We start from the raw sequence: 24203 nt of genomic DNA, 5'->3' as shown, positions 1-24203 counted from the left end.
GTTTATGGAAAAATATAAATGGATAATAGAAATATTATTTGGTGGATTAGGTACAGCCTTAATTGGTTGGTTACTGTTTAACAATATTAATAAGAAGCACAGTCAAAAACAAAAATCAGGTAAGGGATCGATAAATGTTCAAGTTGGCAAGGATTTTACTATCAAAAATGATTCCAAACGCGAATAATAAACAAAACCAGAAGAGTGGAAATAATTCAACTAATATACAAGCCCAAAGGGATATAGTTGTAAATCATGGTCTTGGCTATGAAGATATAAAGAAGATCTTTATCGATTTATTTCGGGAAAATTTTTTAACCCTTCAAAATGATGCTCAGAATACAATAAAACAAAGGTTTGAAGAGTTCACCAATAATTTAATTGCAGCTTTAAAGAATGAAAGTCAAATTAATTTAGATGCAGCAAAAGACCCTGATCTTCAATATGCCATTTTTACTTCCCAAAAAGAGTATGCTCGTTCTGGAAAAGAAGACTTATTAAATTTATTAACGGATTTATTGGTAGAGAGATTTAAGTCTGAGGATCATGATTTTAAAAAAATTGTTCTAAATGAAGCCATACAAGCTGCTAATAAACTTACTAAACAACAGCTTAATACCATGAGTTTAGTTTTTTTAGGTGCTGAATCTGGAAAAGCTATTAATGACGTAAAATCTTTTGAAAATCACTTGAAGACTTTTTTACCTTTTTGTGAAGATTACAAAGGGGGCTCATTTGATTTTAGGCATATTGAATATGTGGGGTGTGGTAACATCAATTTTGTGGGTAGTAAATTTACTGATCATTTAAAAGCTAATTATGGTGGAGTTCTGTCCAAAGGTTTTGATGCTGAGAAAATTAAAGAATTACAATTAACCGCAGAACAAATTAAGCAATTTATAATTCCTTGTTTAAGAGACGATAAAAAGTTACAAATAAATGCTTTAAACCATACTGTTATAGAGGACAGAGGTCGGGAATTAGGTTTGGAAAATGAGAAAATTAACAGATTAAAAAAATTGCATGATGATTACTTATATACAGAAGAAGAAATTTTGGAATTATTGGCTGTTATCTCTCCTCAATTATTAACTTTAAATAATAATTGGAATACGACTAATTTAGGCCAACTTAAATTGACTCCAGTAGGAATAGCAATGGCGCAAGCAAATATAACAAGGATCACGGGAGAAAAATATGAACTTAATATTTGGTTAAATGCCCCATGATCATTTATTACCAGGATCTCGAATGCATTTATAAATTATATATAAATATTAATTATAACTGATTGTTTTATGTGGATATCTTATGAAGCGAGTGTTATGCGCCATCTATTTAATTCTTTTTGTTTCAGCATCCTTAGCTACTCCTCAAAAAATATATGATATTAATTTCGAAGATGATCCGAATTCTGTTAGCACGTTAGATTTAGTTTTTTATGGTCAACTCCCTGCACCTGAGGTTGTGGATAAAATACTTCGAGAGTCACTGCAACATGCCATCTTGGTTTATCCTAATAAAGATATTTTAGCAACTTCTTTTCTGGGTGATGAAGTACTTAACCCTAATCAATATTCGGGCATGTTGGTTTATAAAGCCAAACTGAAAAAAATCCTAACTTTTGGAATATGAAGGGAAAAAATTTACTGTATCAAATACCAGCAAATACTTTGTAGAAGTTGTGGAAGATAAAACGGCTGAAGGTATAGAACCGGAGAGGAAATGGCTCGATGTTACTATAGTTTTTGCCAAAAAACCCTCTATTGAAGAAGCATATAATAGTATTTATGCTGAAACTCAGAAGTTAGCTAATAAAGGATTGGATATAAGTTTATATGTGAGTGTTGGGAATAAAAATATCAAAACCTCCTGGAAGCAATTGCATGATGTTGATGGATCATTTGTATTTGCTAATTATGACTCTACTTATAAGAGGTTGACTAAAAATGAACACGTACTTAAGCAATATCCATAAGGTATTATTCGAGAAGGAGCTACTTACTCTTCGATTATAAATAACGGCGCTGTTAACTGCTGATCGATACCCTATTTTGCTAAATTTTTTATTGGCCCAAAAATCCATAGTAAAAAAACCTCTATCTTCTAGTTATATTTACTTAGAAAAATTAACTACATTTATTAACTAGAGTTGCTTGCTTTTTCCATCAGCAATAGAAGCTAAGTAAGGGAGTAAAGAAAAGTCCCGTTTTATTTCCCAGATAATATCTTTAGGTTTTTTGAATCGGTGGTTCAGGAATTTATTTTATTGATTTATGAGCTACTGATAATAATTTGTGATACTTAAATTTACTTCTTTTGATTTTATTAAAAATTTATTTATAAGAGGTTCATGCAATTTAGAAGTGGCATATAATTCTAAAGGCTGATTTGAAAATAATAATTTATTTTGAAATTTAACTATTTTACTAATATTTAATTGATCACTAATAATTAAACTTGCAAAAAAACATGAGTGTGGATTTAAAGGGAAAGATAATATGTATCCATTTCTCAATAAATCATTTAAATTAGTGCAGGTATATTTTACAGGTCCTTTATATGATTTGTAAAAACAAACTGGCTTTTCTGATGTAAATAAATCAAATTTTGTGTTTTCAATTTTAATCACATACCATTTCAAATTCAATAACATGGGCAACTCGGTAAAAGTAAGCCCTTCATTATAAATTTATGTATATCCACTCCTCATCGCAATGATTTCATTAGCGGCTTTTTTTTCATACTGTTTGATTTTATTATATGCTTCAGGGAAGCCATTCCATTTCCTTTTTAGTTTATTAACATTTTTACTGACGTGCTTTTGTGCTAGGAGAATGTCACTTTGCTGTCTTCCAGATAACGAGCTTAAGAAATGGCAAAAGTTTTCACGTAGGTCTTTGGTTATAATATCATCTAAAAGAATTAATGAATTTTTATTGTTCCGTATCTCTTCCTCTATCATGTGCATAACATTAGCTGCTTTTCCATCTAAGTTAGCATAATGTTTAACTTCTAAATCCCCATATGGTAATCCCCCCATTTTTAACTGCCGCTAAAAGTAGAGGATTAGGCAACTAGTGCCAATTTTTGCTTTGGAGGAATCCCTCCAATAGCAGTATTAGGTCGTTCATTGTTATACGTCCAGAGCCATTGTGTCGCATGTAGTTGTACCTCGGCAATGCTTTCAAATAAATGTTGGCTTAACCAATCGTATCGAACGGTACGGTTATACCGCTCGATATAAGCATTTTGCTGTGGGTTTCCTGGTTGAATAAAAATCAATTGAATCTGATTTTTATCAGCCCACTGTCCTAGCACCTTACTGATATATTCAGGTCCATTGTCACAACGTATCTGTCGCGGTTTACCGCGCCATTCAATGATCTGATTCAGAGTTCTTACAACGCGTTCTGCCGGCAAGGAAAAATCTACCTCGATAGCAAGGCCTTCGCGATTGAAATCATCAAGTACATTTAATAATCGATAAGAACGACCATTGTCTAATTGATCATGCATAAAATCCATCGACCAACACTGATTGATTGCAGTGGGCACCACCAATGCTTCAGGCTTTTCCCTGATTAACCGCTTTTTTGGTTTTATCCGCATATTGAGTTCTAACTTTCGATAAATACGATAAACCCGCTTGTGATTCCAGACAAATCGCAGGTATAAAAAACATAGGCCAAAACCCCAGTTACGCTGGTTCTGAGATAATCGCAACAACCAATTTGCTATCAGGGCATTTTCATCATTTAATTTAGCTCGATATCGGTAACAGGTTTCAATGATACTAAACAATTCACACGACAAGCGAATAGAAATATCCCTATGGGTCACCGCCTTTTTCGCCAATTCTCTTCGGCGCGACGGTGTTACCACTTTTTTTCAATAGCCTCTTTAAGGATTTCCGCTTTTAAGCGCTCTTCTGCATACATCTTTTTAAGACCTATTTTCAGCTTCCAGCTCTTTTAGACGAGACATCATCGAGGTATCCATGCCTCCATATTTTGCGCGCCATTTATAAAAAGTAGCTGCGCTAATGACATGTTCTCGGCATAGTTCTGATACAGGAGTTCCATTCTAAGCTTGTTTTAGAATTGAGTGGATCTGACTGTCTGTAAATTTTGATCTTTTCATGAAGAATCTCCTTCGTCATAGGTTACGAGAAAATTCTACTTTTGACATCAGTTATTTTTCGGGGGGATTACCATATAAATTTTTTACCTGTCCAAGATCTAATGTAGACGTTTTTTGAAAACTAACTAATTTGTCAGAAATAAAATTATAACAATATATATATCCTTCAGAATTTATCCATTGTTTTAAATAAAATTGCGGAATGTAATGATGCCTAGCCATAATATTAATTCTAGATAAACTACTCATTCACGTACCTATATATTTCTCAGTATAGACAAACATATATAACAACTCTAATTGTTAGTTTTGGTTATTAGTAGAATAAACATCCTTCAATATGGTGGGGAATTTAATATATTAATTAATATGTTCTTTACTACATATGTATTTAATGCCATAATATGGTTTATGAGCTGGGAAATAATATTTCAAGAAGATTTTAATTTAGAATTCGATGAACTCAATGAAATGGTTCAAAACGAATGTTTAGCCCATTTAAAAGTTCTAGAGGAATTTGGACCAGAACTAGGTCGACCTCATGTAGATACATTAAAGGGGTCAAAACATTCAAACATGAAAGAACTTAGATATAATGCAGATAATGGCGTATGGAGATTAGCGTTTGCTTTTGATCCTACACGAAAAGCAATTCTACTTGTTTGCGGAGATAAGTCAGGTGGAAGTGAAAAGCGATTTTATAAAGATTTAATTAAAAAGGCAGATTTAAGATTTGATGAACATTTATCAAATTTAAAAAAGTGAGGTGAATTATGACGAAATCACTTAATGACAAAATGAAATCTCTCTCTAAGGAGAGACAAAAAATTATTCAAAACCGAGCCGATCAATTAATTGCCGAGGAAATGACTTTGCGCGATTTACGTCTAGCACTTGAAAAAACTCAAGAGGACCTTGGTGAAATTTTGCATATGAAGCAGGATGGAATTTCTCGTTTAGAAAAACGTTCCGACATGTTACTCTCAACTCTGAGTAAATATATTTCAGCTATGGGGGGGTCATTAAAATTAATGGCTGAGTTTCCAAATAGGGCACCAGTGGAAATTCATGGAATTGCGGAAATTAAATCATCATAATTCTATAGAAAGAAGTCGAAGAATATGCCTTAGGATGGGTATATATGAAAACTCTCAGCATGCATTTTGAATGTAAATGTTTTAATGAAAAGCCAAGTAAAGAGATTAAATTTATTTTAAATAATCCGAAAAAGGAAGAGGTGGATTACCAAATTTTATTATGTGGCCGAAGAATTAAAAGCATTTCTATCTTCTTAGAAGATAACATTACCATTAGTAATAATAAAATATTTTACATTCTAGATATCCTAAAATTTTTAATGATATTCCATGGGGCATTTCCTAAAATCAGTTCAATTACAATTGATAAAGAATCAAAAGACGTAACCGCGAGATTTAAAAATTATTTACTAAAATATTTTCTAACTGATAAATCTTTTATTCATAGCTCTTTTTATTTTAATTTTATTAATAATTATGAGAGTGCTCAGTTTGTATTATTTTTCAAAAACTGGCTTCAAATAAAGGATGAACTGGAAATAACACATAATCTTTTTTTATATAGTATAAGCGAGGCATGGCCTTTAATAGATATAAGAAATATTTTTTTAATTCAGGTCCTTGAGCCTTTGTATGAAATGATACCCAGAATAAAAGAAAATAATATTACTGTACATGAAACTTTTAAATTTGCAGAAGAAATTATATGCGCAACAGATTATCCTAAATTAGGTAATGGTATTACTAAAGCATATAGAATTGATTTAATAAAAGATATTTTAAAAAATTCAAAAAATGCCTATAAGCACACTTCTTTGAAAGAGAAACTTGATTTTATAATTCGTAAATATGGTTCTATCATATTCCAAAAGGAAATTAAAGAATATAAATATGAACTTATGTTAGCTTTGTTCGTAAACTCAAGAAATAGGTTGGCACATATTAAGCCTAATGTTAATACCAAAGATTTTTTATCCGGGAATCAATGTTATCCCTATAATTTAAAGTTATATCTTTTATATAGGGTAGTGTTAATGTCATTAATAGGTGTAGAAGAAAAATGTTATATAAATTGTTTAAGTACAGCTATAGAATTGATTGATAATGATGAGGCGATACTTTAGTAGTATTTAAAATATGTTAAACCCAAACGCGGAGTAGGGGAGTGAGGTCTTGGCAAAGGAGGTGGTGATGGTGGTGGTGAATCCAATTCACTAAGTCTGATTACTGCGAATACTAGACATTAGATTCTATTATCTATTTAGTATAACGAGAATAGCTAAACATTAAATTAGATCAAAGGGTTTATTGCGGGTTTATCTGCTGACAATTAATGACAACTAAAGACAAAAAATAACAATTACCGATCTACCTTTAGACTTGATTTTATATGGTGTTTTATAATCTTTCATTGTTTTACGAATCTACCAGAAATTCTTAGTAACGGGTTCGATTCCCGTCGCCACACCAATTAACTTATTGATTTATAGTTATTTATACAAATATAGATTATTTCCGTGTTCTCAAAGGGTTTATATATACCTTATCTACCGTAAAGAGCCCATTCTCATAAAAAACTGAAAATATTCCCCGGGCAGTTTAATTATCCACCAAGTTTTAACAAATACTATGACGTTCTACAAACTATAAGTTCAAATACTAATGCTTTCGGCAACTCAAGGAAATGACAAAAAATAAAATTTAATGTGAATGAGATAAGGGCTAGATTTTTAAAAAGGGCATTGCATGAATGCCCCTTTTAGATGAACATTTACTTTGGGTGCTAAAATCCACCAGGCAGGTTGATATTTCCTGGTTTATCTGGGGTTGCGGGTGTTGAATTAATGTAACATCCTTTGGAGTTATCCGTAATTACAGTGACTCCCCCATCTGTTCGAATTGCTAAAGTACAGAGATGACCATTACTTCCTGCAATTGTCATTGTAGCGTTTGCATTGTTGGTAGCTAAACAGGCAGGTTGTTTTGTGACCGGATCAGGACATGTAATCTCTTTATTGATCAGCACGGGGCTAAAGGGGTATCCAACATAAACCATATAAGAAAATTGAGCTGCAGGAGGTGGCGGATCTACCTTATTGCAAATACTTCCTGCGATTTGGCCAGGTACTATGTTTTCCAGATGGCACAGGAAGGTGCCATTTTGGTAGAAATTAACCGTTTTGTTTGCAGTTCCATTATTATAAGCGGCCACATACAAAGTATCCCCAGTGCCAAAAGCAGCATATGCAGGGGAATCGGCGCTTATAGAGGTATTTAGTGTCCCGAGTGATTTCAAATTTTGAATCCAATAATAGATACTTGGCTTAGATTCTCCCGGATCGGGGGTATTTGCTTGTTCATCGAAATAACGAGTGTAGTACAACGATGCATTAGCAGGGTCGCCTAAGGCTAAGTATTTTAATAAAGTGCCACAATAAGCTGAATTGGATGCATCACCTGAGCAGGGATTTTTAGCATCTTCAGTATAGGCTCGCACCACAAAGTGGGGATCAGAACCCAGATATAGGCTTCCGGCACTGATAGGTAATGTATTGGATGCGAGATTCTGGTAGTAGCAAGGCTGAGCTGCACAGAAATAGGTAGAACGGTCAAGCTTACCTCCCCATACATTACCCACCAGTAAATAGTTCTGCCCGGAGCTTGTATTGGACCAGCCATTTGGAAAAACCCCAGAATTAGGATTTTGATTAAAATGGTAATGGTTTAAACCTTGTTCTTCAGTGGTGTATAGATATAAGCCCGTTTCCATTAATGTTTGTGGGGAAGTGGTATCGCCTTCGAAAGTCACTCCTTCAGTATTAAGACCCCAAAGAATGATCGCTTGAGCAAAATTCATAAATTCCGCACTGTCTTCCTCATTTACATTATCAAAGCTATAAGGCATTCCAAGGGCAGAGGATAAACCCGCATAAGGATCGAAACTTCGAAAGTGTGGGAATTGGGTGGTTTCACCTGAATTGTCTGGATATTTATAGTTACTAATATCTCGAATGATTAAGTTCACCATAGCCCCATACTCTTGAGCCCAGGTTTTATCAAATTGGGCAATGGTTGCTGCACCGTCTACAAGATAGCCCCAGTGGAAAGGATGATCAGTTAAAGTAGTCGCTGTAAAGAAGCCGCTGGGAAAACCTATCATCGTATTCCATTGTGGATTATAGGAGTAAAACCAACTTCCTTCCGGGCGAATACAATCAGAGGTTCCGCCAGGACAAGGATCAGTGAAATCTAGACCCGTGAGAAAGCTAGTTACCTGTTTTTTAAGATCACTTAATAGATCATCTCTTATTTTTTTATAAGGTGAGGTAGAAGGGGAAGGGGATGCCTCCATTAATACATGAGCTATTTTAATAAGCTGAGCTTCTCTGGATAACAACTTTCCAGTTGCATAAGTATCGGTCCAGGGATTTTTAGCATCTAAATGGGGATCAGGGGGTAATGTAAACGAGTAGCCGCCTATTTTCTCCACCTCTGCTGGACTCAGGTGATTGGGTAAAACAGGTAAAACGCCATGAAAGGGTACTTCAGTAGTAAACGAGAATTTTGCTTCAGTACCTGCTGGTACTGCAAAAGAATGCATCGTACCTTTCAAGGTCTGAATGGTGCCGAGGCTCCCGGTACAATTGTCCTGGAATATACAGTTTGCTTTTTCAGAAGAATTTAGATTTTTAACCTGCCAAGGATAAAGTAAAACCAGCGGTTGTTGTTTTAAAGAACCATTTGCATAAACCGTTTGTGCATCAAAATTAAAGTGAGTTATCACATTGGAATTCTTCTTATCATATTCATATGAAATCCAGGTATTTTTTATAAATGTAGCGGCATAGGGTTTATATAAACTGGCGACGTTGAGGGCTGATGCATCCGAATCAGCAGGAATAGCCGCTACAGAAAAAAAGCGGTTGGAGTCTGAATTTTGAATTGCAGTATTTGGAGTAATAGTTCCACTTCCGCCTTGGTTTACTGGCGTAATTACAGCACCTGAGCTGGTCTTCCATGGAGAAATTGCAGCATCTGGATTTGAAAAGTAGGCGTAATAACGATAACGTTGGTCAGATGCATTCTTTGTCTTGAAAAGACTCATCCCTTTTTCTTGGCTTATCAATTTTGCATCTTGTGAATTATTAATCTGTAAATAAGACGTTGTCTGATTGTTTTTCTTTTCAACAAATATAAATGGAGAGCCTTCAATCACACTTGCAGAAAGCAGAGGAACGTTGTTATTTGCCCAGCCTACAGTGACCATCCAATCGGAGTAATCGGCGACCAAAGGTGCCGTACCTATGAGATCACCAGTGGTAACCGTAACATCAAGAGTATTATCGTACCCTCTGTCCACATGTACATTATCTACTTTCGCATTTTGCAAAGGGATTCCTATTGAAATCCCCTTTTCGGTTAAACGCACTGTCAAAGGATTAGGAAGTAAGAGCGAGGGATTTAAGTAGTCTGAGTTTTGCATCTGCCCTATGGGCTTATCGACTGCAAGCAGCGGTGTCCACCAATGACCTGTGGTAATTGGTTTGTTACTCAAACCAAAATGACTGCCTTTAAAATCAGACTTCAGGGTAGAGTAATTATTAATCAATGGGTACCCTGCGTCCTTTGAAACGCGGCTAGGATATTTCTGCGCCAGTTTTTGGATTTGTTGTTCGTCATAATAGATCCCGTGGCCGAGGGGAGTAGCAGCGAGAACACTCTGGGTTAAAATGGCAAAGGTGGTTACAGGCAATACTTTCTTGATGATCTTAAATGGATTACTTTTTCCTGTCATTGATCTCTTATCCTCTTTCTAATGCAAGTTTTTTGATAAACTACTATTTTTATCATAACGCCTTTTGCTGCAGAATGCACTTGCAAAGAACTTGGGTTCGCGGCGTGCGGGGGATGGGCTTATTCCCTTCTTTTCTGGGTGATGAAGTACTTAACCCTAATCAATATTCGGGCGTGTTGGTTTATCATTCTAAACTGAAAAAAATCCTAACTTTTGATTAATATGAAGGAAAAAATTTACTGTATCACTCTTGCCCCTGATAATTTTGTCAAATCATTCCGAGCTATAGTTGGTTCAGCTCTACCAAATCGCCCTCGATATCTTCTTTCAAAGAGATAACCAAAAGCTAAAATGAGAAATAGAATGTTTGAGGCCGCTCTTGATTAAGGAAACACTGAAACTAGATTAGTAGCAGCTGGTACTAATTTAAGCGATAAACAGAGTCTCAACAAAGTCAACGCGGGAAGAAGTGGCGAAAGGTAGCTAATAATTTTTGCGACTCCAAAACGGCACCATCTGCAGACAATAACAGACCATGAAAGGCATTTTAGAAAAAAGGCAATAAGCTAGAATTAACGTGTTTTTCATGGTCTTTGGTGGTCTTTCATAAAAAGCTAAAATACTATGGTAGCGGGTTCGATCCCCGCCGGCTCCACCATATAAATCTTTGATATATGGAATTTAATTTGTGTTTTCATTTCAAAGGGTTTATTTGGACTTATTCTTTAGTAAATTTCAATTATCTTCTTAACATTCTATTCCATAAAACGCTGGGTTTGTGAACGCTCAAAATAGATGTTTAAAATTGTAATTCACTGCGAAAACAAGTTCGAAAACCCCATACATAAATCAAAGTTCATTTTAATCTATTTTTTAGCCGTTCTGAACAACAAGAAATAATAATCAGACTAGGGTATGCCAGAGTATCAACACATGAGCAAAATGTAGACTTGCAACTTGATGCGCTTAAAAAAGCAGGATGTGAACCAATTGTTACAGATAAAATAAGTGGTGCAAGATTGAGTATTTTAATGGCAGAGGATATCTATTTTTTCGGTTCCAGATTTCCTTTTGAAAACCAGGAACGCTTTAGCCTAAAGGCAACATTCACTAATGAAATAAGAACGGGAACTTCAACCAGCGGACCAATGACTGTAGTAAAAGCAATACCAGAATTTAGTCCGAATGTGGCTATTGCTACAGCAATAGCCAGTTCAAAATTATTACTTGCTGCTGTAAAAGATGCTGCAGTTGTTTTTTCATAATTAGCACCAATTATCTTACCCATTGCAAAACTAATGAAGAACATAACAATAAAATAAAGTGTCAAGGGAATTGCAATACGTATTACATCCAGTGGAAGTTGTAAAACCATAGCTCCTTTCAAAGAAAACATTGCCAAAACTGTAAAAAGCAAAGCAACTAAGGTAATAGGAGAAATTTTGGGTAAAAAATGTGTTTCATACCAAGTCAGCCCTTTTTTCTTTATCAATATAAAGCGGGTTAGAAATCCGGCAAAAAAGGGAATCCCAAGATAAATAAATACACTTTCCGCAATGGTTATAAAATTGATGTGAATTATTTGTCCAGCCATACCTACCAAAGTTGGTAAGATAGTGAGAAAAAACCAAGCGTAGATGGTAAAAAATAATAGTTGGAAAATGCTGTTAAACGCGACTAAGGCTGCAACATACTGATTATCGCCCTCAGCCAGCTGATTCCAGACAATTACCATGGCAATACACCGCGCTAACCCAATGAGAATGAGTCCAGTCATATATTCAGGGTAGCTATGCAAGAATAAAACAGCCAGCCCAAACATGAGAAATGGTCCAACAAGCCAATTTTGAATTAAGGACAATAACAAGATGTGCCAATCTTTAAATACTAGAGGTAACTCCTCATATTTAACCCGGGCAAGAGGAGGGTACATCATTAAAATCAGTCCAAGTGCAATAGGGATATTGGTAGAGCCAATAGATAATGAATTGATAAATAGTGGTGCTCTGGGAAAAAATGAACCGACACCAACACCTGCCGCCATAGTCAGGAAAATCCAGAAAGTTAAATACCTATCTAAAAAAGAAAGACGATGGGGGCTACAATTGCTCATGATAGCAAATCCTTTTTTATTTGTTGTTTCAGCAAACGTAGGCTGGGCTGCAAAGCCTAGCAGGTACTCTGATGAACTGCTAATACTTGAGTTAATATTATGTTTTTAATTTATCAATTTCTAGTAACACGCAACATTATGCGCTGGGCAGCTCAGCTTACATGCCTTATCCATTAATCAAGGTTCAAAATCAATGGGGTCATGCCTTGAATTGTGAATTTCAATTAAAGATTGAGGCTTCTATTGACGCTCAGATGAAATGGGTTAAAAAAACATGTCAGGAGAAGATTCACAATCCAAGGCCTGACCCGTACGGCACCATTGAGTATTATTTGATTGCTCTAAGTGTCCCTGATTTAATTTGATTATCAATCCATTTCTTAGCTTTGTTAATTAAATATCTTTTTGCTTCTAAAACGAGTTAAGTATTTACAAATTTATACTGTCGATAATCAACTGAGTATCTACGCTGAGTGTCAGGGATATTCCAAAGTCCAAAAATTTATCAAATTAGCGATTGGAGGATACGAGGAAACGAAGCAGAAGGCGTTTCGCATGGGGTACATCGACAAATGCATCACGTGCATGGAGGATAACGTGGTTATTGATAATCAGTAAATCCCCTGCTTTCAGAGTGAAGCGTAATTCAAGATCAGGGTGAGTGGCAAGGCGATCATATACGTTAAACAAAATTTTTGCTTCAGGATCAATTGTAACTCCCGGATGACGGTCTGCACTGCGGAAATAATCTGAGAGATAAACCGTTTTCAGTTGACCCTCATGGTGTGCACAAGGTGTTATCCAGACAACTGGGGGAGTTCCTGGAGCTTGTTCGTTGCGTAAGTCGAGTAATACAGGCTCAAACAATCGGTGTATCAGATGTGGTGACTCGTTGAGTAATGCATTGAATACAGAAACGGAACTCGTCAAGCGACTTTCCCCACCTTGTGCCGCAGGTCGGATGGTAAGGAGTCCGACTAGGTCAGCGCCGTCGCAATGAGGACGAAACTCCTGGTTTGTGAGGTAATTCCGTGCATAGTTGATATTTACCTCGGGGTGATTACATACTTCGCCAATGAGGTCATTTTGAGGGTTTTGGATGCCTAAATGGCCAAATTGACTGCCGAAAATTGCCATGAATAGTTTAGCGCGTGCTAGGGACCAACGCTCAATCGGAATACCGCGGATCAGCACAAAGCCTCGACCTTGAAACAATGCAGTGCAACATTCATCAACAAGTAATTGTAACTTGACATTACCCCAGTCACCTGGCCCGATTTCATCAAGCCTGATATTTAATGCTTCGACTTCATCAACTAAAGTATCTATAGCGTTGATTTCGGCTAAAGACAAATGATGTGCGAATGTTTCAGGACTTCCAATTTCCTTAGCCTTCCAGGCGCATTCGCCTTTAAGCTCTTGCGTAGGAATTGAGGTATGTTTTCTGGTAAGAAAATGAATGCCTTGTTCTAAAGTGGTATATGTTTTCATACGTAGGTTTCTTTAGGTTCGGTACCTAGGATCAATGCGGTCAAGTTTTCGCAGAAAAGTAGGCCAGGCAAACGTACCCAAGGTTCCATCGTACCAAGCGCGACTCATTTTATGAACTTTTTCAGGGATACCCTGTATCGGTTTATTCAGTTCTCTGCTATGGGTTGTGGCGCGTAACTGCATCGAGCACGCAGATTCTAAGTAGTAAATCAGTAACCAGGCAGCCCCACAGTTAGGTCCCACCGCTAAGGTTCCGTGATTGCGAAGCAGCATGAGATGTTTGGAGCCTAAATCAGCAACCAGCTTTTCCCCTTCCTGAGAATCAAGCACAATACCTTCATAGTCATGATAAGCAAGCTCGCCACTAATGATCATGGCATTCTGCGTCAGTGGTAATAGCCCTTCTGCGCACACAGAGAGCGCAACACCATCTAAGGTATGAAGATGGATAACGCATTTTGCATCGTCACGTGCCTTATAGATTGCACTGTGGATGGTAAAAGCTGCTGGATTGATCATTTTGCTTTCCGACTCAATAACATGACCTTCTACATCAACCTTCATCAGGCTTGAAGCGGTCACTTCTTCAAACATTAAACCGAATGGGCTTAGCAGGTAATGGTGTTTGCTTCCAGGTACTCGCATTGATATGTGAGTGAAGATCAGATCGTCCCAACCTTTCCAGGCAACAAGACGATAGAGTGCAGCTAAATCGACACGTGCAGCCCATTCGTCATGAGTCATACCTCTAGGGCACTCTTTATAGTATACCCCTGCAGTAGTCATTTCTACCTCCCTCTGCCCAGAGCTTTAACCTATAGTGAAAATGAGCTTATGAATTAAAAGACTTTTTCCAATCTTTCTCTCATAAAATATAGTATATATTTTTAAGCTAAGGGACGTGAGCGAAATAATTTCCCGTTTTTGGAACATTCGCGATCCAATTTGTATGGGGCAAACTCTATAATTCCAGCGTTTAAAAATACCATCAAATTTGATCCCCTGGACCCTTTACAGCTAATGGGGTCCAGCCTTGAATTGTGAGTTTAATTAACTTTTAATGAAAAATTCACAATTCAAGGCCTGAGCCTATATGTGCGTGTGTGGTGTAAAATTCGTCGATGGTATCAGAGAAATCAAACAAAATGGTTCCGTAGAGAAGGGGAAAGCTGCCTGATCTTTTTGGACCATACACAACTTTTAACCGTCGCTCTATCATTATCTACATATATCCGTAAAATACACGCCAAATTAGTTTAATAAAGACTCAGTTATAAATAAAATTAAGAGATTTTATATGAAAATAACTTTGAACAATAAAGAGTATACCTTTCTCATAGGATACCAAAAAGAAGATAACTACAGAGCTCAGTTAAATAATTTAGCAAAAAAAACTTTTGGTATTTCATTTGAAGATTGGTATCAAGCAGGATATTGGAATGAAAAATACATACCTTATACTCTGTTTTATGGAGACAGGGCAGTAGCTAATGTTTCGGTCAACATAATGAATTTTCAGGTATTAGGTCACCAGCAGCGATATATTCAAATCGGCACAGTCATGACCGATGAGGCGTATAAAAATAAAGGATTGAGTCGATTTTTGATGGAACATGTATTGTCTGAATGGAATCAGAAATGCAACTTTATTTATCTTTATGCTAATCCTTCAGCATTAGAGCTTTATCCAAAATTTGGTTTTGTGAAAGTAAAAGAATATTCCTTTTTCAAACGAGTGGAAAACCCTATCAAACGTGCAAACTTTTCCAAATTAGATATGCAGGTTCAATCAAACAGAGATAAGCTCTATGATTATGCAAAAAACAACCAAGGCTTTGGGGCGCTCTTTATGAAGGAGAATGCTGATCTTGTTATGTTTTCTTGTGTGCAATTTTTAAAAGATAATGTCTATTATATTCAAGAACTAGATGTTATCGTAGTTGCGAAATTCAATCATAATCAACTTCATTTGTTAGACATATTTGGAAAAACCCAGGTGGGATTAGATGAAATAATACATTCATTATGTGATTCAAGCATCAATGAAGTTCTATTCGGATTTACTCCAAAAGATTGTACTTCTTATGAAATAAAAGAAAATATTGGGGATGATGTCCTTTTTATTCAGCAAGATAAGGATAGAATTTTTGTTGAAAATAAAGTGATGTTTCCTGTGTTATCTCATGCCTAAAAAGAACGGCCGAGTTTTCATTGCCAGTTTGGGCTGGATATGCAATCCACACGGCTCCTGCATCAAAAACTATTCTCTAATGAACCAACAAAATTAATTTTTGAGTTTCATTTACAGGTAGTCAGTTTCTCATCTTCCCCATATGGGTAAATACTTTGGAATATCTCAAGACTTGGAGTCAGGAATATTCATTAAATTAAGTTTCTAAGAAACGAGTTCTATTTCCAATTGACTTTGTGCCATTGCTTTAGCTTCTTTTTCGAAAGAAGCATCCCTTTTTCTTTCTATTGACCCTATATGTCTCGTGTTAATTTTTTGTTGCTGGTATTAAAGTCAATGTTAGTCTAAGGCTTAAGCACCGCATTCAAACTGACAATGGTTTTATTGTTGGAAAAATAGAAGACGTTACCTCTCGATGTCATTAATTGTCATCTATTCAAATAGATATTAAAGTATACGTCTTACAATTTACCGGACCTTGGCCTTTCATGCTTGGTTTCATACAGCAGCTCATGAAAATATCTGATCCCGAACTGTTTGATACCCTCGATATCAATTTTTTGGATAACACGCCCGTACATCTATTTTGGAAAAATGAAAATGGGGCCTATCTTGGGTGCAGTGAAAAGCTAGCTCAAAGTTTAGGTTTTAACGGCTCTAAAGATATTTTGGGCTGTACTGATTTTGATCTATGCTGGGCGGCCTCTGCTCCAAATTTTAGACTCAATGACAAACAAGTGATACATCATGCTAAGCCTAAAATAGCAATTGAAACGGGTAAATTGACCAATGGAGAGGTGGGAAGAGCACTGAGTTATAAGTGGCCGCTGTGCTTGCGCTCTAAAAAAGTAGTTGGGACTATATGCATTGCGATGGAATTTGAAAGTGATGACGTCTTTTCATCATTCTTTGCCGATCAAGCTCTAAATCATTCTCATATAAATTGTCCAACAATGGATGAAATTACTTCACATGGTCTTAGTAAACGCCAAGCAGAATGTGTATATTATTTAACAAAAGGCATGTCTATCAAACAAATTGCCAATATTTTGAATCTTTCTCCACGCACAGTAGGCCATTATCTTGAGGCCGTTAAAGATAAATTAGGATGTTATTCGCGAGCACAATTAATCTCAAAAATTCTCGAAAAATAACTTGGCTCTTTGACTCTAGAGGTCTACGCCGATTGCCCAAAGCGAAGAACAAGACTTTTTCAATTAAACCAGGGGTAAAATTACCCTAGTTAGACATCTTGTTACTCATTACTCTAGTCAGTAAATTAATTTTAACAAGGTAAAGGAAATGTTTCTTAAAATTACATCGCAAACCCCTTCCCAAGCAACGAGTGGTTTTTTTGCAACAAATGAGCGGTTCCAATATGAAACTTTAAAATTGGAACACATGGATGCAGTTGTAGATTTATTTACGAGCTCATTTTGTGAGTACGAGCCTATGACTAAACATCTTGGGATAGAACCGGCTCAGTTTAAGCCTTTTGCACAAAAAGTTGTGGAAAAAGCTATCGTAGATGGTCTTAGTATCGTTGCTTGTGACGGAAAGAAAATTGTGGCTTGTGCAATCGTAGAAGATATTTTCACTCCAGATCCCTTGGACTTTTCTGAATTTGATCCAAAATTCGAAACTATTTTTAGTTTATTAGAAAAACTGGGTATTCATTATTTTGAGGGAAAACAATTTGTAAAAAATAATATTTCTCATTTATTTATTACCGCTGTTGATGCTCACTATCATGGATGTGGATTATCCAAAAAAGTAAATAATGAAGCCATGAAGTTATCTGAAAAAAGAGGTTTTGGTTTCATGTATTGTGAATTTACTAACGATAGAAATGAAAAGGGCACTATTGGTCCTATGGAAAATAAAAAAACCTTAATAGGTTCATGCACGTATAACGATTTTGTTTTTAAGGAACAATCACCATTTCAAGGGCTTGAAGGTGCCGCAAATTCTTATCTCTGGGTATTAAATCCGGAAGCAAAATTGACCTATTACCAAAAAAAAGAGCAAGAGAATGAATTGGTATCTCAACCCTTTGATTCTGAATTTATGCAATCAAACTATGGGATCAGGAAATAATTTCCCCATTAATGGGGTCAGGGCCTGACCCCATACGTTCACAAAACTATAGATGAGGCTCAAGAAGATGAAAAACAAAATAGAGTACTTCATGCTTTATTACAATTCATTGATACTTTGGCCTTTAAATTTAACACTTGGTTTGCTGGTGCACGGAATGAAGTAATTCGAAATGCAGCAGATAAAGAGGTTACCCGGATGACATTCGAAACGTCTTATGCTGAAATGGCCGATTTTAGCGCTGGACGCTTAGCCAGAGCCTTTGATAATCAACAGTTTATTGAGGCTAGAATTTATGGCAAATCGTCACAAAAGGACGCTCCAGAGACACCTGGTGAAGAGGAGGATAATAAAGATGATGAACTTGGGTCTGATTGGACTTTTACTCAATAAGTAACTTAAATTTTTTCGTAGTCAAAATGAATTGATCTATTACAATAAACCTGACATTTTGGTAGGTCTGCGTTGCTGTATACTGATCTATTAATCAGTCTATAGCAACAAATAATTTTGCGGCACAAACACGGCACCGTCAGCTGACCCTATATGTCTCGTGCTTTTTATTTACAAAATTTAAGCCCAATACCTCCAGATTTTGCACTTACTTATTAGTTTTGCTTGATATGGGCAAAAGTGATAGATCTTGGGGCCGTACTGAGGAAATTGCCTCCCTGGATTGATTATTTGGAAGCAATGTTATTGCTGTAATCAAACCTATAACGGTCATAAAAAATAGATAATATGAGGGGGCTGTAGGACTAATATTGTTTACAAGCAGGGTAACAATTAGCGGGGTAGTCCCACCAAATAAGGCATTTCCTAAATTGTATGAAAAGGCTATGACGCTGTAACGTATATTTTCAGGGCAATTTTCAACAATGGCTGTCATGGTATTACCTTGGTCTAGGGAGCTAAGAAGGGTTGCTACCCCTAGAGCTAAAGAAGTCATTAATAATGATTTAAATTGCAATAAATAAAAACAAGGGAAAATGGATAATAGAATAGCTAGGCTTGTGATAACTATCATTTTTTTTCGACTAAAATAATCTCCAAGAACTCCTCCAATGGGAACGATAAATAACATGGTAATTAATGTGACCGTTTGAAAAGTTAATGCTGTTTTGAAGGGGAAACCCATGTAATGTTCTAAATAGGTGGCGATATAACCAACAAAAAAATAATAAAATGTGGCACTCATACAAGTAAGTCCCAAAATTTTAAAGAGTTGGTAAGGGGCATATCTGATACCAGTAATAAATGGGCTATTTTCAATAAGATGATTTGTTTTTAAATATGAGTACACTTTGGTTTCAGATAATTGAAAACGATAATATGTAAGTAATGAACCGAATATACCTACTACAAGAAAAGGTATTCGCCAGGCCCACGTATTGATAGTTTCCACAGAAAAAAATAAATTAAGTACTATTAATGTTAATGTTGCAAATAGAAACCCCAAATTTGCTCCACTTGCTGCAAAACTTGTAATAAATCCCCGATGTTTAGGTGAGGCTGATTCAGCCAGATAAATCATTATACCGCTATACTCACCACCTATGGATAATCCTTGAATTAATCGCAGTAAAACAAATAGGGTCGGAGCGAATACACCTATCTCGTTATAAGTAGGAATAATGCCAACTAAGAAGGTGGATAGGGTAATAATGAGTATTGAAATTCTTAATGTTTTTGCCCGGCCTCGAGTGTCTCCAAAATAACCAAAAAAAATACCGCCAATAGGACGACAAATAAAGCCAATTGCAAATACCATTAAAGCGTCAATAGTTGCAGTGCTTGCTGATTCTTGAGGAAAAAATTTGCCCCCAATGATTGGAGCCATAAAAATAAATAACCCAAAATCAAACCATTCTATAATGTTACCCATACTTGAAATGAGTATTGCTTTATTTTTCAATTAAAATTGCCAAAAGTTCGTTAATATGCAGTACATTACTGTAATGAAGAGCAAACCTCGTATGCTTTGTAACAGATTTGATCCAAATAGTGATAATCATATTAAAGAAAAAGACGTGTAAATCAAGAAAAGTATTTTGTGCTCTCATTTTTAGAGCAAAATGTTTAACTTTTAATCGATTGTCATACCATTTTGCTCTTTAATTCGATTGACCCAACAGCATCTATTATTAGTTATTTTACTACAAGCTCGAGCAATTGCTCGACCACAATGAATGAGCATTAATGGGGTCAGGGCCTGACCCCATACGTGCTAGTTAAAGGTATTTTGGACATATCCTATCAATTGAACTAAATTTAATATAAAAATCATATTAATTCAGTGCGGTTACATCTATCGATTAATAACATCTGATTAAAGCACAATAATATCAAAGGAGAGTGGGATGTTGCCTATAAGTTTGAGTCGAGTAGTAATGGTAACTTTGGGGGTTATTGGCACTATGGTGCCCACGCTCGGTTTTTCAGGAAGTGGTCGTGGAGACTTTGAGACGGTATATCATGGGCAATCTGTAGATGATTTGGTCATTCAATTCATGAAAGAGCATAATATCCCTGGTATGTCATTAGCTATTGTACAAGCACCTTATATTACCCGTGTGGTGGGATATGGACTTGCTGATACTCAAACCAAACGTTTGGCAGCGACTAACACGGTGTTTCATATTGGCCAGTTGACCAATGCTTATACCGCTGTTGCGATTATGCAACTCAAAGAAGATGGAAAACTGCAATTAGAGCAGGGCTTGGGTACTTACCTTACTGATGATTATATCCCCAAAAAGTGGAGTACTATAACCATTCGGGATTTATTGACGCATAGTTCTGGTTTACCGGACTATACTGAGGCCAGTGATTTTGATTTTAGTAAGGAATACACCCCTGCACAAATTGTTGCATTGATAAAAGATAAAGCACTGTTATTCACTCCTGGAACCCAAACGTCGAATAGTGCGACTGATTTTTTTCTACTGGGATTAATTATTGAAAAAACAAGTGGTATGTCCTACCAAGAATATGTAACTAAAAATCAAATTGAAAGGGTCGGTCTGCATCATACTTTTTTTATTTCTAATATAAATACCGTGAAAAATGAGGTGAATAATGGAACAAATCCCTTCAAGCATAGCCAATTTTTAAAAGATCCTGTGATGATTAATCCTACCGAACCGGCCTCAGGCTATTCGGATGAAAATGGAGCGAATGTTCCAGCTAAACCACTTAGTTGGACTGCAACATTTTCCAATAGTGGGCTTATTGCTTCTGCTGAGGATATTAGTACCTGGGATATTGCTTTAGCCGGTACTATTTTGGTAAAGGATCCTAAGGACAGAGAATTTTTATATCATCCTGTCACATTAAAAAATGGTAAAGTGATACCAGGAAATAGCGGTTGGTTTTTCCCTGGGCATCCAGGTATGATGGAAATTAAAGGAAATGTACCGGGTTACTCTGCATTTTTAAGTCGATTTACTGCACCCACAGAATTAGTATGTGTCACCTTGTTAGCCAACAAAGGCGATATTACTGATTTGGATATTTTGGGTCGTAAAGTAGCAGGAGCTTTTGATACTAAACTTGCTGCACCTATGGGAGCCTCTTGGTCTGACACCATTCAAAGTCCTTATTCAGTTCAAGAAACTTTAGATCGGGTTGAAGCGCTCGTTAAATCTCAAGGCGGTACAGTGTTTGCTCGTATCGATCACAGCGGCGAAGCAGCGAAGGCAGGGCAAAAGTTACAAGCCACCCAGGTACTGATCATAGGAAATCCTGCTAAGGGTACGAGTATTATGAACGCCAAGCCTGCAATGGCATTGGATCTGCCTTTACGTATTATGGCGACTACCGATCCTGATGGCCAAACCTGGTTAAGTTTTACTAATCCTGTAGCACTTGCTCATGCTTATGATCTCCATGATCCACAAGCAATGGGTATCTTGAAGCACATGGAGGCCGCTTTGAATAAAGTGTGTCACAAAGCGGTTTCTTCTAATTGAGAGTGCGTTGAAGAGGAATGAACATTCACTGACCAAAACGCGATGATATGAAAGGGGCATTATTATGAATATCCGAAAAGAAATAGGAATCTTGTTTGCTGGAGTCACCTTATTACTACTCAATGTTCAAGCTTGGGCAGATTTTGCAACTCAGAGTTTTGGTGCCAATGGTTACGATGTCGTGGCCTACCATACTCAAAATAAACCAGTACAAGGAAGTCGAGATTTTTATAGCTTGGTTCATGGAGTCACTTATTTATTTGCTAGTGAAGGAAACAAGAAGTTATTTGATGCTAATCCAGAACAATACCTCCCTGCTTATGGAGGTTATTGCGCCATGGCTATGACGCGTGGCAAAAAACATCTTACCAATCCAGAAGCTTTTTTAGTTTATAAGGGTAAACTTTATCTGAATAAGGCCGACGCACGACCTCTGTGGTTGAAAGACGTACCAGGTAATATTGAAAAAGCGGATAAAGTATGGAAAGAGATAAAAGATATTGATCCTGCAAAACTCCAATGAGTGTTAATTGGCATCTCATTCTTAATACCAGTATCGGATTTCGGGCTTGATATTCCTCTTCAAAAAGGTGCAGCCCATTCTGTAAAAGTTCTTGGGGTCATGCCTCGAATTGTGAATTTAATTTACTTTTAATGAAAAATTCACAATTCAAGGCCTGACCCCGTGGGTCCAAGTGTGGTGAGTGCAAGTTCATTCTCGTCTGAGATTACATCCTGCTGCTTTGCTCCAAATAATCCTTGTCCCGGATAATTTATTTTTATGTTTGACTTTTTCACCAGTTTTTCATCAGGCTTATGGAAGCCAGGAGATGCACGCGAGCCTTTGCGAGGTGTTAAAACCACCACTCTACTTGATACTACAGATTTAAGTTTACCTGATGGCCTTCGTCCATTGGCTCCTTCGTCCAATTGCTTATCAAATTCAACTCTTGGAGTTGTAAAGCCTTCCGTTATTTCAGAACAATCTGTCACAGCACTTTCGTCTCCAGTTAAACCGGAAAAATCAGTTTGCGCATCCTGATGTTGAGGGCCATTTGTAATATCAGAACCCTCTATATCGGCACTATCAACCCGAGGTACATCAGGATTATCTAATAAGTTTGCTTCTCTTTCATGAGACGCGGATAAAGTTTGTGATTTGAATTTATCAGATCGGCCAATTTTGTTACGCTTTATTTCTTCTTCTCTATCTTCTTTACTCCAGTATTCGCTCTCATAATCTGATGAATCCGAATTAGTAGTTATTGATTCAGAGGAACTTGTAAACGGATCAATATCATTGATGCCAATTGTTAATACATCTTTTCGTTCACGAGATTTTTTAATTTTGGAGTTAGAACGCCTAAAAGGTAATGAATCAAATTTTGATTTTTTCTTTTCATCTGCTTGAGGTAAAGTAGAATACTCTGAGGAAATTTTAGACTGATTTTGAACAACTTGTTGGCTAAGGTATCTTGGGGTTTTTTTGCGAACAAAATCATGCTCTCTGAGCTCTAATTGATCCAGTTGAAGAGGGCTAAGATTAAATTTAACCTTTTCTTGTTCTGGTCTTTTTTCTGGATGCAAAGGGAGATCAAGATGCTCTTCAAGATCCAGCGCAAATACTTCTTGAAAAAATGCTACAGGGCTAGAGCTAAGACTACCCTCATTGCTGGTATCAGAAGAGGTAATAGAGGTATCTGGATAACTGTGTCTATTATGTTCAGTTTTAGATATTTTTCTATCAGCGTCTGTTTCTAAATCTTGCCACTGGGGTTCTTGTTCGTTTCCGTTCGTATTATTTGATTCCAATTGTAGCGCTGAGCCCATAAAAAATTTATCGATGGAGCGTGTACGATAACCGAGCTCTCTCAGTCTTTCCCTGTCCGGATTTGACTGAGCTCTCGAACGCGTTTGCTCACTGCTTGCAAAAGTATCTTCTATTGATTTTTGTTCGACAAAATCTTGAGCTTCAGTAACTTGTTCTACTTGATCTATTCCAGCGGGGTCTTGTAATGCGTCCTTTTCTTTAACAGGTATCTCTATTAAACTTTTCAAGAACCCTTTAATTTTGCCTTGCTTTTTTTCGGCCTTTTTGGCTCTAAATTTTTTCGCCACTTTCTCCATGCCCAGCATTCTTCACCTCATCATAACCGTGGCTTACATAATTTTCCGCGACATATCACTGTTTTTGCGGATTCTAGCAGCTTAAGTTTTTCTGTAAAGAAATATCAACAATGCTTACTTACTTAATGGGGCAGGCCTTGAATTGTGAACTTAATTTACCTTTAATGAGCAATTCACAATTCAAGGTCTCACCCCTTAGGCTGAGTACATAAAAGACAGCGAGTCAAGGAGTAGTTCT

Annotated in this window: 22 protein-coding genes and 2 pseudogenes; 14 read left to right on the top strand and 10 right to left on the bottom strand. The window is 36.6% G+C overall.

Features of this window, described 5'->3' with window-relative positions:
• The first annotated feature begins 4 nt into the window (after positions 1-4).
• From OQJ13_RS07985 to OQJ13_RS07970, 4 genes are all read left to right on the top strand, one after another.
• Complete coding sequence (locus OQJ13_RS07985; protein ID WP_265710350.1) at positions 5-187, top strand: hypothetical protein; 183 nt, start codon at positions 5-7, stop codon at positions 185-187.
• Positions 135-1229: an LPO_1073/Vpar_1526 family protein gene (locus OQJ13_RS07980; RefSeq protein WP_265710349.1), complete on the top strand. Its 1095-nt coding sequence runs from the start codon at positions 135-137 to the stop codon at positions 1227-1229. Before OQJ13_RS07985 ends, OQJ13_RS07980 begins: the two co-directional genes overlap by 53 nt.
• Positions 1230-1311: 82 nt before the next feature.
• Entirely contained in the window at positions 1312-1635 is a 324-nt protein-coding gene (locus OQJ13_RS07975; RefSeq protein ID WP_265710348.1) for a hypothetical protein, read from the top strand.
• A 49-nt stretch (positions 1636-1684) separates the two neighbouring features.
• Positions 1685-1978, top strand: a complete 294-nt coding sequence (locus tag OQJ13_RS07970; protein WP_265710347.1) for a hypothetical protein — start codon at positions 1685-1687, stop codon at positions 1976-1978.
• A 303-nt stretch (positions 1979-2281) separates the two neighbouring features.
• Here OQJ13_RS07970 and OQJ13_RS07965 read toward each other — a convergent pair whose 3' ends face one another.
• The 4 genes and pseudogenes from OQJ13_RS07965 to OQJ13_RS17070 all read right to left on the bottom strand — a co-directional run bounded on the left by OQJ13_RS07965 (position 2282) and on the right by OQJ13_RS17070 (position 4365).
• A complete protein-coding gene (locus OQJ13_RS07965; protein ID WP_265710346.1) occupies positions 2282-2656 on the bottom strand; it encodes a hypothetical protein in 375 nt (124 codons plus the stop codon).
• A gap of 36 nt (positions 2657-2692) precedes the next feature.
• A complete protein-coding gene (locus OQJ13_RS07960; protein WP_265710345.1) occupies positions 2693-3043 on the bottom strand; it encodes a hypothetical protein in 351 nt (116 codons plus the stop codon).
• Positions 3044-3069: 26 nt separating this feature from the next.
• Positions 3070-4143, bottom strand: a pseudogene (locus OQJ13_RS07955) (IS3 family transposase).
• Between the two features lie 51 nt (positions 4144-4194).
• Positions 4195-4365 (bottom strand): DUF4238 domain-containing protein, encoded by a 171-nt coding sequence (locus tag OQJ13_RS17070; protein WP_416209920.1) that lies wholly within the window; start codon positions 4363-4365, stop codon positions 4195-4197.
• A gap of 189 nt (positions 4366-4554) precedes the next feature.
• Here OQJ13_RS17070 and OQJ13_RS07950 point away from each other — a divergent pair, with 189 nt between their 5' ends.
• Genes OQJ13_RS07950 through OQJ13_RS07940 form a run of 3 tightly spaced genes read left to right on the top strand, consistent with a single transcriptional unit; the run spans position 4555 to position 6304 of the window.
• Positions 4555-4908 (top strand): type II toxin-antitoxin system RelE/ParE family toxin, encoded by a 354-nt coding sequence (locus OQJ13_RS07950; RefSeq protein WP_265710344.1) that lies wholly within the window; start codon positions 4555-4557, stop codon positions 4906-4908.
• An 8-nt stretch (positions 4909-4916) separates the two neighbouring features.
• Complete coding sequence (locus OQJ13_RS07945) at positions 4917-5240, top strand: helix-turn-helix domain-containing protein (protein ID WP_265710343.1); 324 nt, start codon at positions 4917-4919, stop codon at positions 5238-5240.
• A 44-nt stretch (positions 5241-5284) separates the two neighbouring features.
• Entirely contained in the window at positions 5285-6304 is a 1020-nt protein-coding gene (locus tag OQJ13_RS07940; RefSeq protein WP_265710342.1) for a HEPN domain-containing protein, read from the top strand.
• A gap of 659 nt (positions 6305-6963) precedes the next feature.
• On the opposite strand, the gene OQJ13_RS07935 is transcribed toward OQJ13_RS07940, so the two are convergent.
• Positions 6964-9975, bottom strand: coding sequence for a glycosyl hydrolase (locus OQJ13_RS07935; protein WP_265710341.1), 3012 nt, complete (start codon positions 9973-9975; stop codon positions 6964-6966).
• An 848-nt stretch (positions 9976-10823) separates the two neighbouring features.
• Between OQJ13_RS07935 and OQJ13_RS07930 the strand changes: the two are divergent.
• Positions 10824-10982, top strand: a pseudogene (locus OQJ13_RS07930) (recombinase family protein); the annotation flags it as partial.
• Between the two features lie 38 nt (positions 10983-11020).
• Here the strand turns inward: OQJ13_RS07930 and arsB are convergent.
• The 3 genes from arsB to OQJ13_RS07915 all read right to left on the bottom strand — a co-directional run bounded on the left by arsB (position 11021) and on the right by OQJ13_RS07915 (position 14365).
• The gene (gene arsB, locus OQJ13_RS07925) at positions 11021-12088 is read right to left on the bottom strand and encodes an ACR3 family arsenite efflux transporter (protein WP_265710340.1); all 1068 of its coding nucleotides are present in this window, start codon (positions 12086-12088) and stop codon (positions 11021-11023) included.
• Positions 12089-12598: 510 nt separating this feature from the next.
• Positions 12599-13579: a TauD/TfdA family dioxygenase gene (locus OQJ13_RS07920; RefSeq protein ID WP_265710339.1), complete on the bottom strand. Its 981-nt coding sequence runs from the start codon at positions 13577-13579 to the stop codon at positions 12599-12601.
• Between the two features lie 12 nt (positions 13580-13591).
• The gene (locus OQJ13_RS07915) at positions 13592-14365 is read right to left on the bottom strand and encodes a class II aldolase/adducin family protein (protein WP_265710338.1); all 774 of its coding nucleotides are present in this window, start codon (positions 14363-14365) and stop codon (positions 13592-13594) included.
• Between the two features lie 511 nt (positions 14366-14876).
• On the opposite strand from OQJ13_RS07915, the gene OQJ13_RS07910 reads away from it, so the two are divergent.
• From OQJ13_RS07910 to OQJ13_RS07895, 4 genes are all read left to right on the top strand, one after another.
• Positions 14877-15770, top strand: a complete 894-nt coding sequence (locus OQJ13_RS07910) for a GNAT family N-acetyltransferase (RefSeq protein ID WP_265710337.1) — start codon at positions 14877-14879, stop codon at positions 15768-15770.
• A 512-nt stretch (positions 15771-16282) separates the two neighbouring features.
• The gene (locus OQJ13_RS07905) at positions 16283-16924 is read left to right on the top strand and encodes a helix-turn-helix transcriptional regulator (protein WP_265710336.1); all 642 of its coding nucleotides are present in this window, start codon (positions 16283-16285) and stop codon (positions 16922-16924) included.
• Between the two features lie 247 nt (positions 16925-17171).
• Positions 17172-17867, top strand: coding sequence for a hypothetical protein (locus OQJ13_RS07900; protein ID WP_265710335.1), 696 nt, complete (start codon positions 17172-17174; stop codon positions 17865-17867).
• Positions 17868-18065: 198 nt separating this feature from the next.
• A complete protein-coding gene (locus OQJ13_RS07895) occupies positions 18066-18260 on the top strand; it encodes a hypothetical protein (RefSeq protein ID WP_265710334.1) in 195 nt (64 codons plus the stop codon).
• Between the two features lie 208 nt (positions 18261-18468).
• On the opposite strand, the gene OQJ13_RS07890 is transcribed toward OQJ13_RS07895, so the two are convergent.
• The gene (locus OQJ13_RS07890) at positions 18469-19782 is read right to left on the bottom strand and encodes an MFS transporter (protein ID WP_265710333.1); all 1314 of its coding nucleotides are present in this window, start codon (positions 19780-19782) and stop codon (positions 18469-18471) included.
• A 445-nt stretch (positions 19783-20227) separates the two neighbouring features.
• Between OQJ13_RS07890 and OQJ13_RS07885 the strand changes: the two genes are divergently transcribed.
• Both OQJ13_RS07885 and OQJ13_RS07880 read left to right on the top strand, forming a co-directional pair.
• Positions 20228-21838 carry a serine hydrolase gene (locus OQJ13_RS07885; RefSeq protein WP_265710332.1) on the top strand — a complete coding sequence of 537 codons (1611 nt, stop codon included), beginning with the start codon at positions 20228-20230 and terminating at the stop codon, positions 21836-21838.
• A gap of 64 nt (positions 21839-21902) precedes the next feature.
• A complete protein-coding gene (locus OQJ13_RS07880) occupies positions 21903-22361 on the top strand; it encodes a YHS domain-containing (seleno)protein (RefSeq protein ID WP_265710331.1) in 459 nt (152 codons plus the stop codon).
• Positions 22362-22501: 140 nt separating this feature from the next.
• On the opposite strand, the gene OQJ13_RS07875 is transcribed toward OQJ13_RS07880, so the two are convergent.
• Entirely contained in the window at positions 22502-23956 is a 1455-nt protein-coding gene (locus OQJ13_RS07875; protein ID WP_265710330.1) for a hypothetical protein, read from the bottom strand.
• Positions 23957-24203 lie beyond the last annotated feature (247 nt).

The organism is Legionella sp. PATHC035 (genome assembly GCF_026191115.1).
Taxonomy (GTDB): Bacteria; Pseudomonadota; Gammaproteobacteria; order Legionellales; family Legionellaceae; genus Legionella.
The sequence above is the reverse complement of the archived record's forward strand: the minus strand, read 5'-3'. Positions and strand labels throughout refer to the sequence as shown.

What these genes read in the sequence shown, in the direction of transcription:
- OQJ13_RS07985 (WP_265710350.1), top strand. Translation starts at nt 5, where the DNA reads ATGGAAAAATATAAATGGATAATAGAAATATTATTTGGTGGATTAGGT.
- OQJ13_RS07980 (WP_265710349.1), top strand. Translation starts at nt 135, where the DNA reads ATGTTCAAGTTGGCAAGGATTTTACTATCAAAAATGATTCCAAACGCG.
- OQJ13_RS07975 (WP_265710348.1), top strand. Translation starts at nt 1,312, where the DNA reads ATGAAGCGAGTGTTATGCGCCATCTATTTAATTCTTTTTGTTTCAGCA.
- OQJ13_RS07965 (WP_265710346.1), bottom strand. Translation starts at nt 2,656, where the DNA reads ATGTTATTGAATTTGAAATGGTATGTGATTAAAATTGAAAACACAAAA.
- OQJ13_RS07960 (WP_265710345.1), bottom strand. Translation starts at nt 3,043, where the DNA reads ATGGGGGGATTACCATATGGGGATTTAGAAGTTAAACATTATGCTAAC.
- OQJ13_RS17070 (WP_416209920.1), bottom strand. Translation starts at nt 4,365, where the DNA reads ATGGCTAGGCATCATTACATTCCGCAATTTTATTTAAAACAATGGATA.
- OQJ13_RS07950 (WP_265710344.1), top strand. Translation starts at nt 4,555, where the DNA reads ATGAGCTGGGAAATAATATTTCAAGAAGATTTTAATTTAGAATTCGAT.
- OQJ13_RS07945 (WP_265710343.1), top strand. Translation starts at nt 4,917, where the DNA reads ATGACGAAATCACTTAATGACAAAATGAAATCTCTCTCTAAGGAGAGA.
- OQJ13_RS07940 (WP_265710342.1), top strand. Translation starts at nt 5,285, where the DNA reads ATGAAAACTCTCAGCATGCATTTTGAATGTAAATGTTTTAATGAAAAG.
- OQJ13_RS07935 (WP_265710341.1), bottom strand. Translation starts at nt 9,975, where the DNA reads ATGACAGGAAAAAGTAATCCATTTAAGATCATCAAGAAAGTATTGCCT.
- arsB (WP_265710340.1), bottom strand. Translation starts at nt 12,088, where the DNA reads ATGAGCAATTGTAGCCCCCATCGTCTTTCTTTTTTAGATAGGTATTTA.
- OQJ13_RS07920 (WP_265710339.1), bottom strand. Translation starts at nt 13,579, where the DNA reads ATGAAAACATATACCACTTTAGAACAAGGCATTCATTTTCTTACCAGA.
- OQJ13_RS07915 (WP_265710338.1), bottom strand. Translation starts at nt 14,365, where the DNA reads ATGACTACTGCAGGGGTATACTATAAAGAGTGCCCTAGAGGTATGACT.
- OQJ13_RS07910 (WP_265710337.1), top strand. Translation starts at nt 14,877, where the DNA reads ATGAAAATAACTTTGAACAATAAAGAGTATACCTTTCTCATAGGATAC.
- OQJ13_RS07905 (WP_265710336.1), top strand. Translation starts at nt 16,283, where the DNA reads ATGAAAATATCTGATCCCGAACTGTTTGATACCCTCGATATCAATTTT.
- OQJ13_RS07900 (WP_265710335.1), top strand. Translation starts at nt 17,172, where the DNA reads ATGGATGCAGTTGTAGATTTATTTACGAGCTCATTTTGTGAGTACGAG.
- OQJ13_RS07895 (WP_265710334.1), top strand. Translation starts at nt 18,066, where the DNA reads ATGACATTCGAAACGTCTTATGCTGAAATGGCCGATTTTAGCGCTGGA.
- OQJ13_RS07885 (WP_265710332.1), top strand. Translation starts at nt 20,228, where the DNA reads ATGTTGCCTATAAGTTTGAGTCGAGTAGTAATGGTAACTTTGGGGGTT.
- OQJ13_RS07880 (WP_265710331.1), top strand. Translation starts at nt 21,903, where the DNA reads ATGAATATCCGAAAAGAAATAGGAATCTTGTTTGCTGGAGTCACCTTA.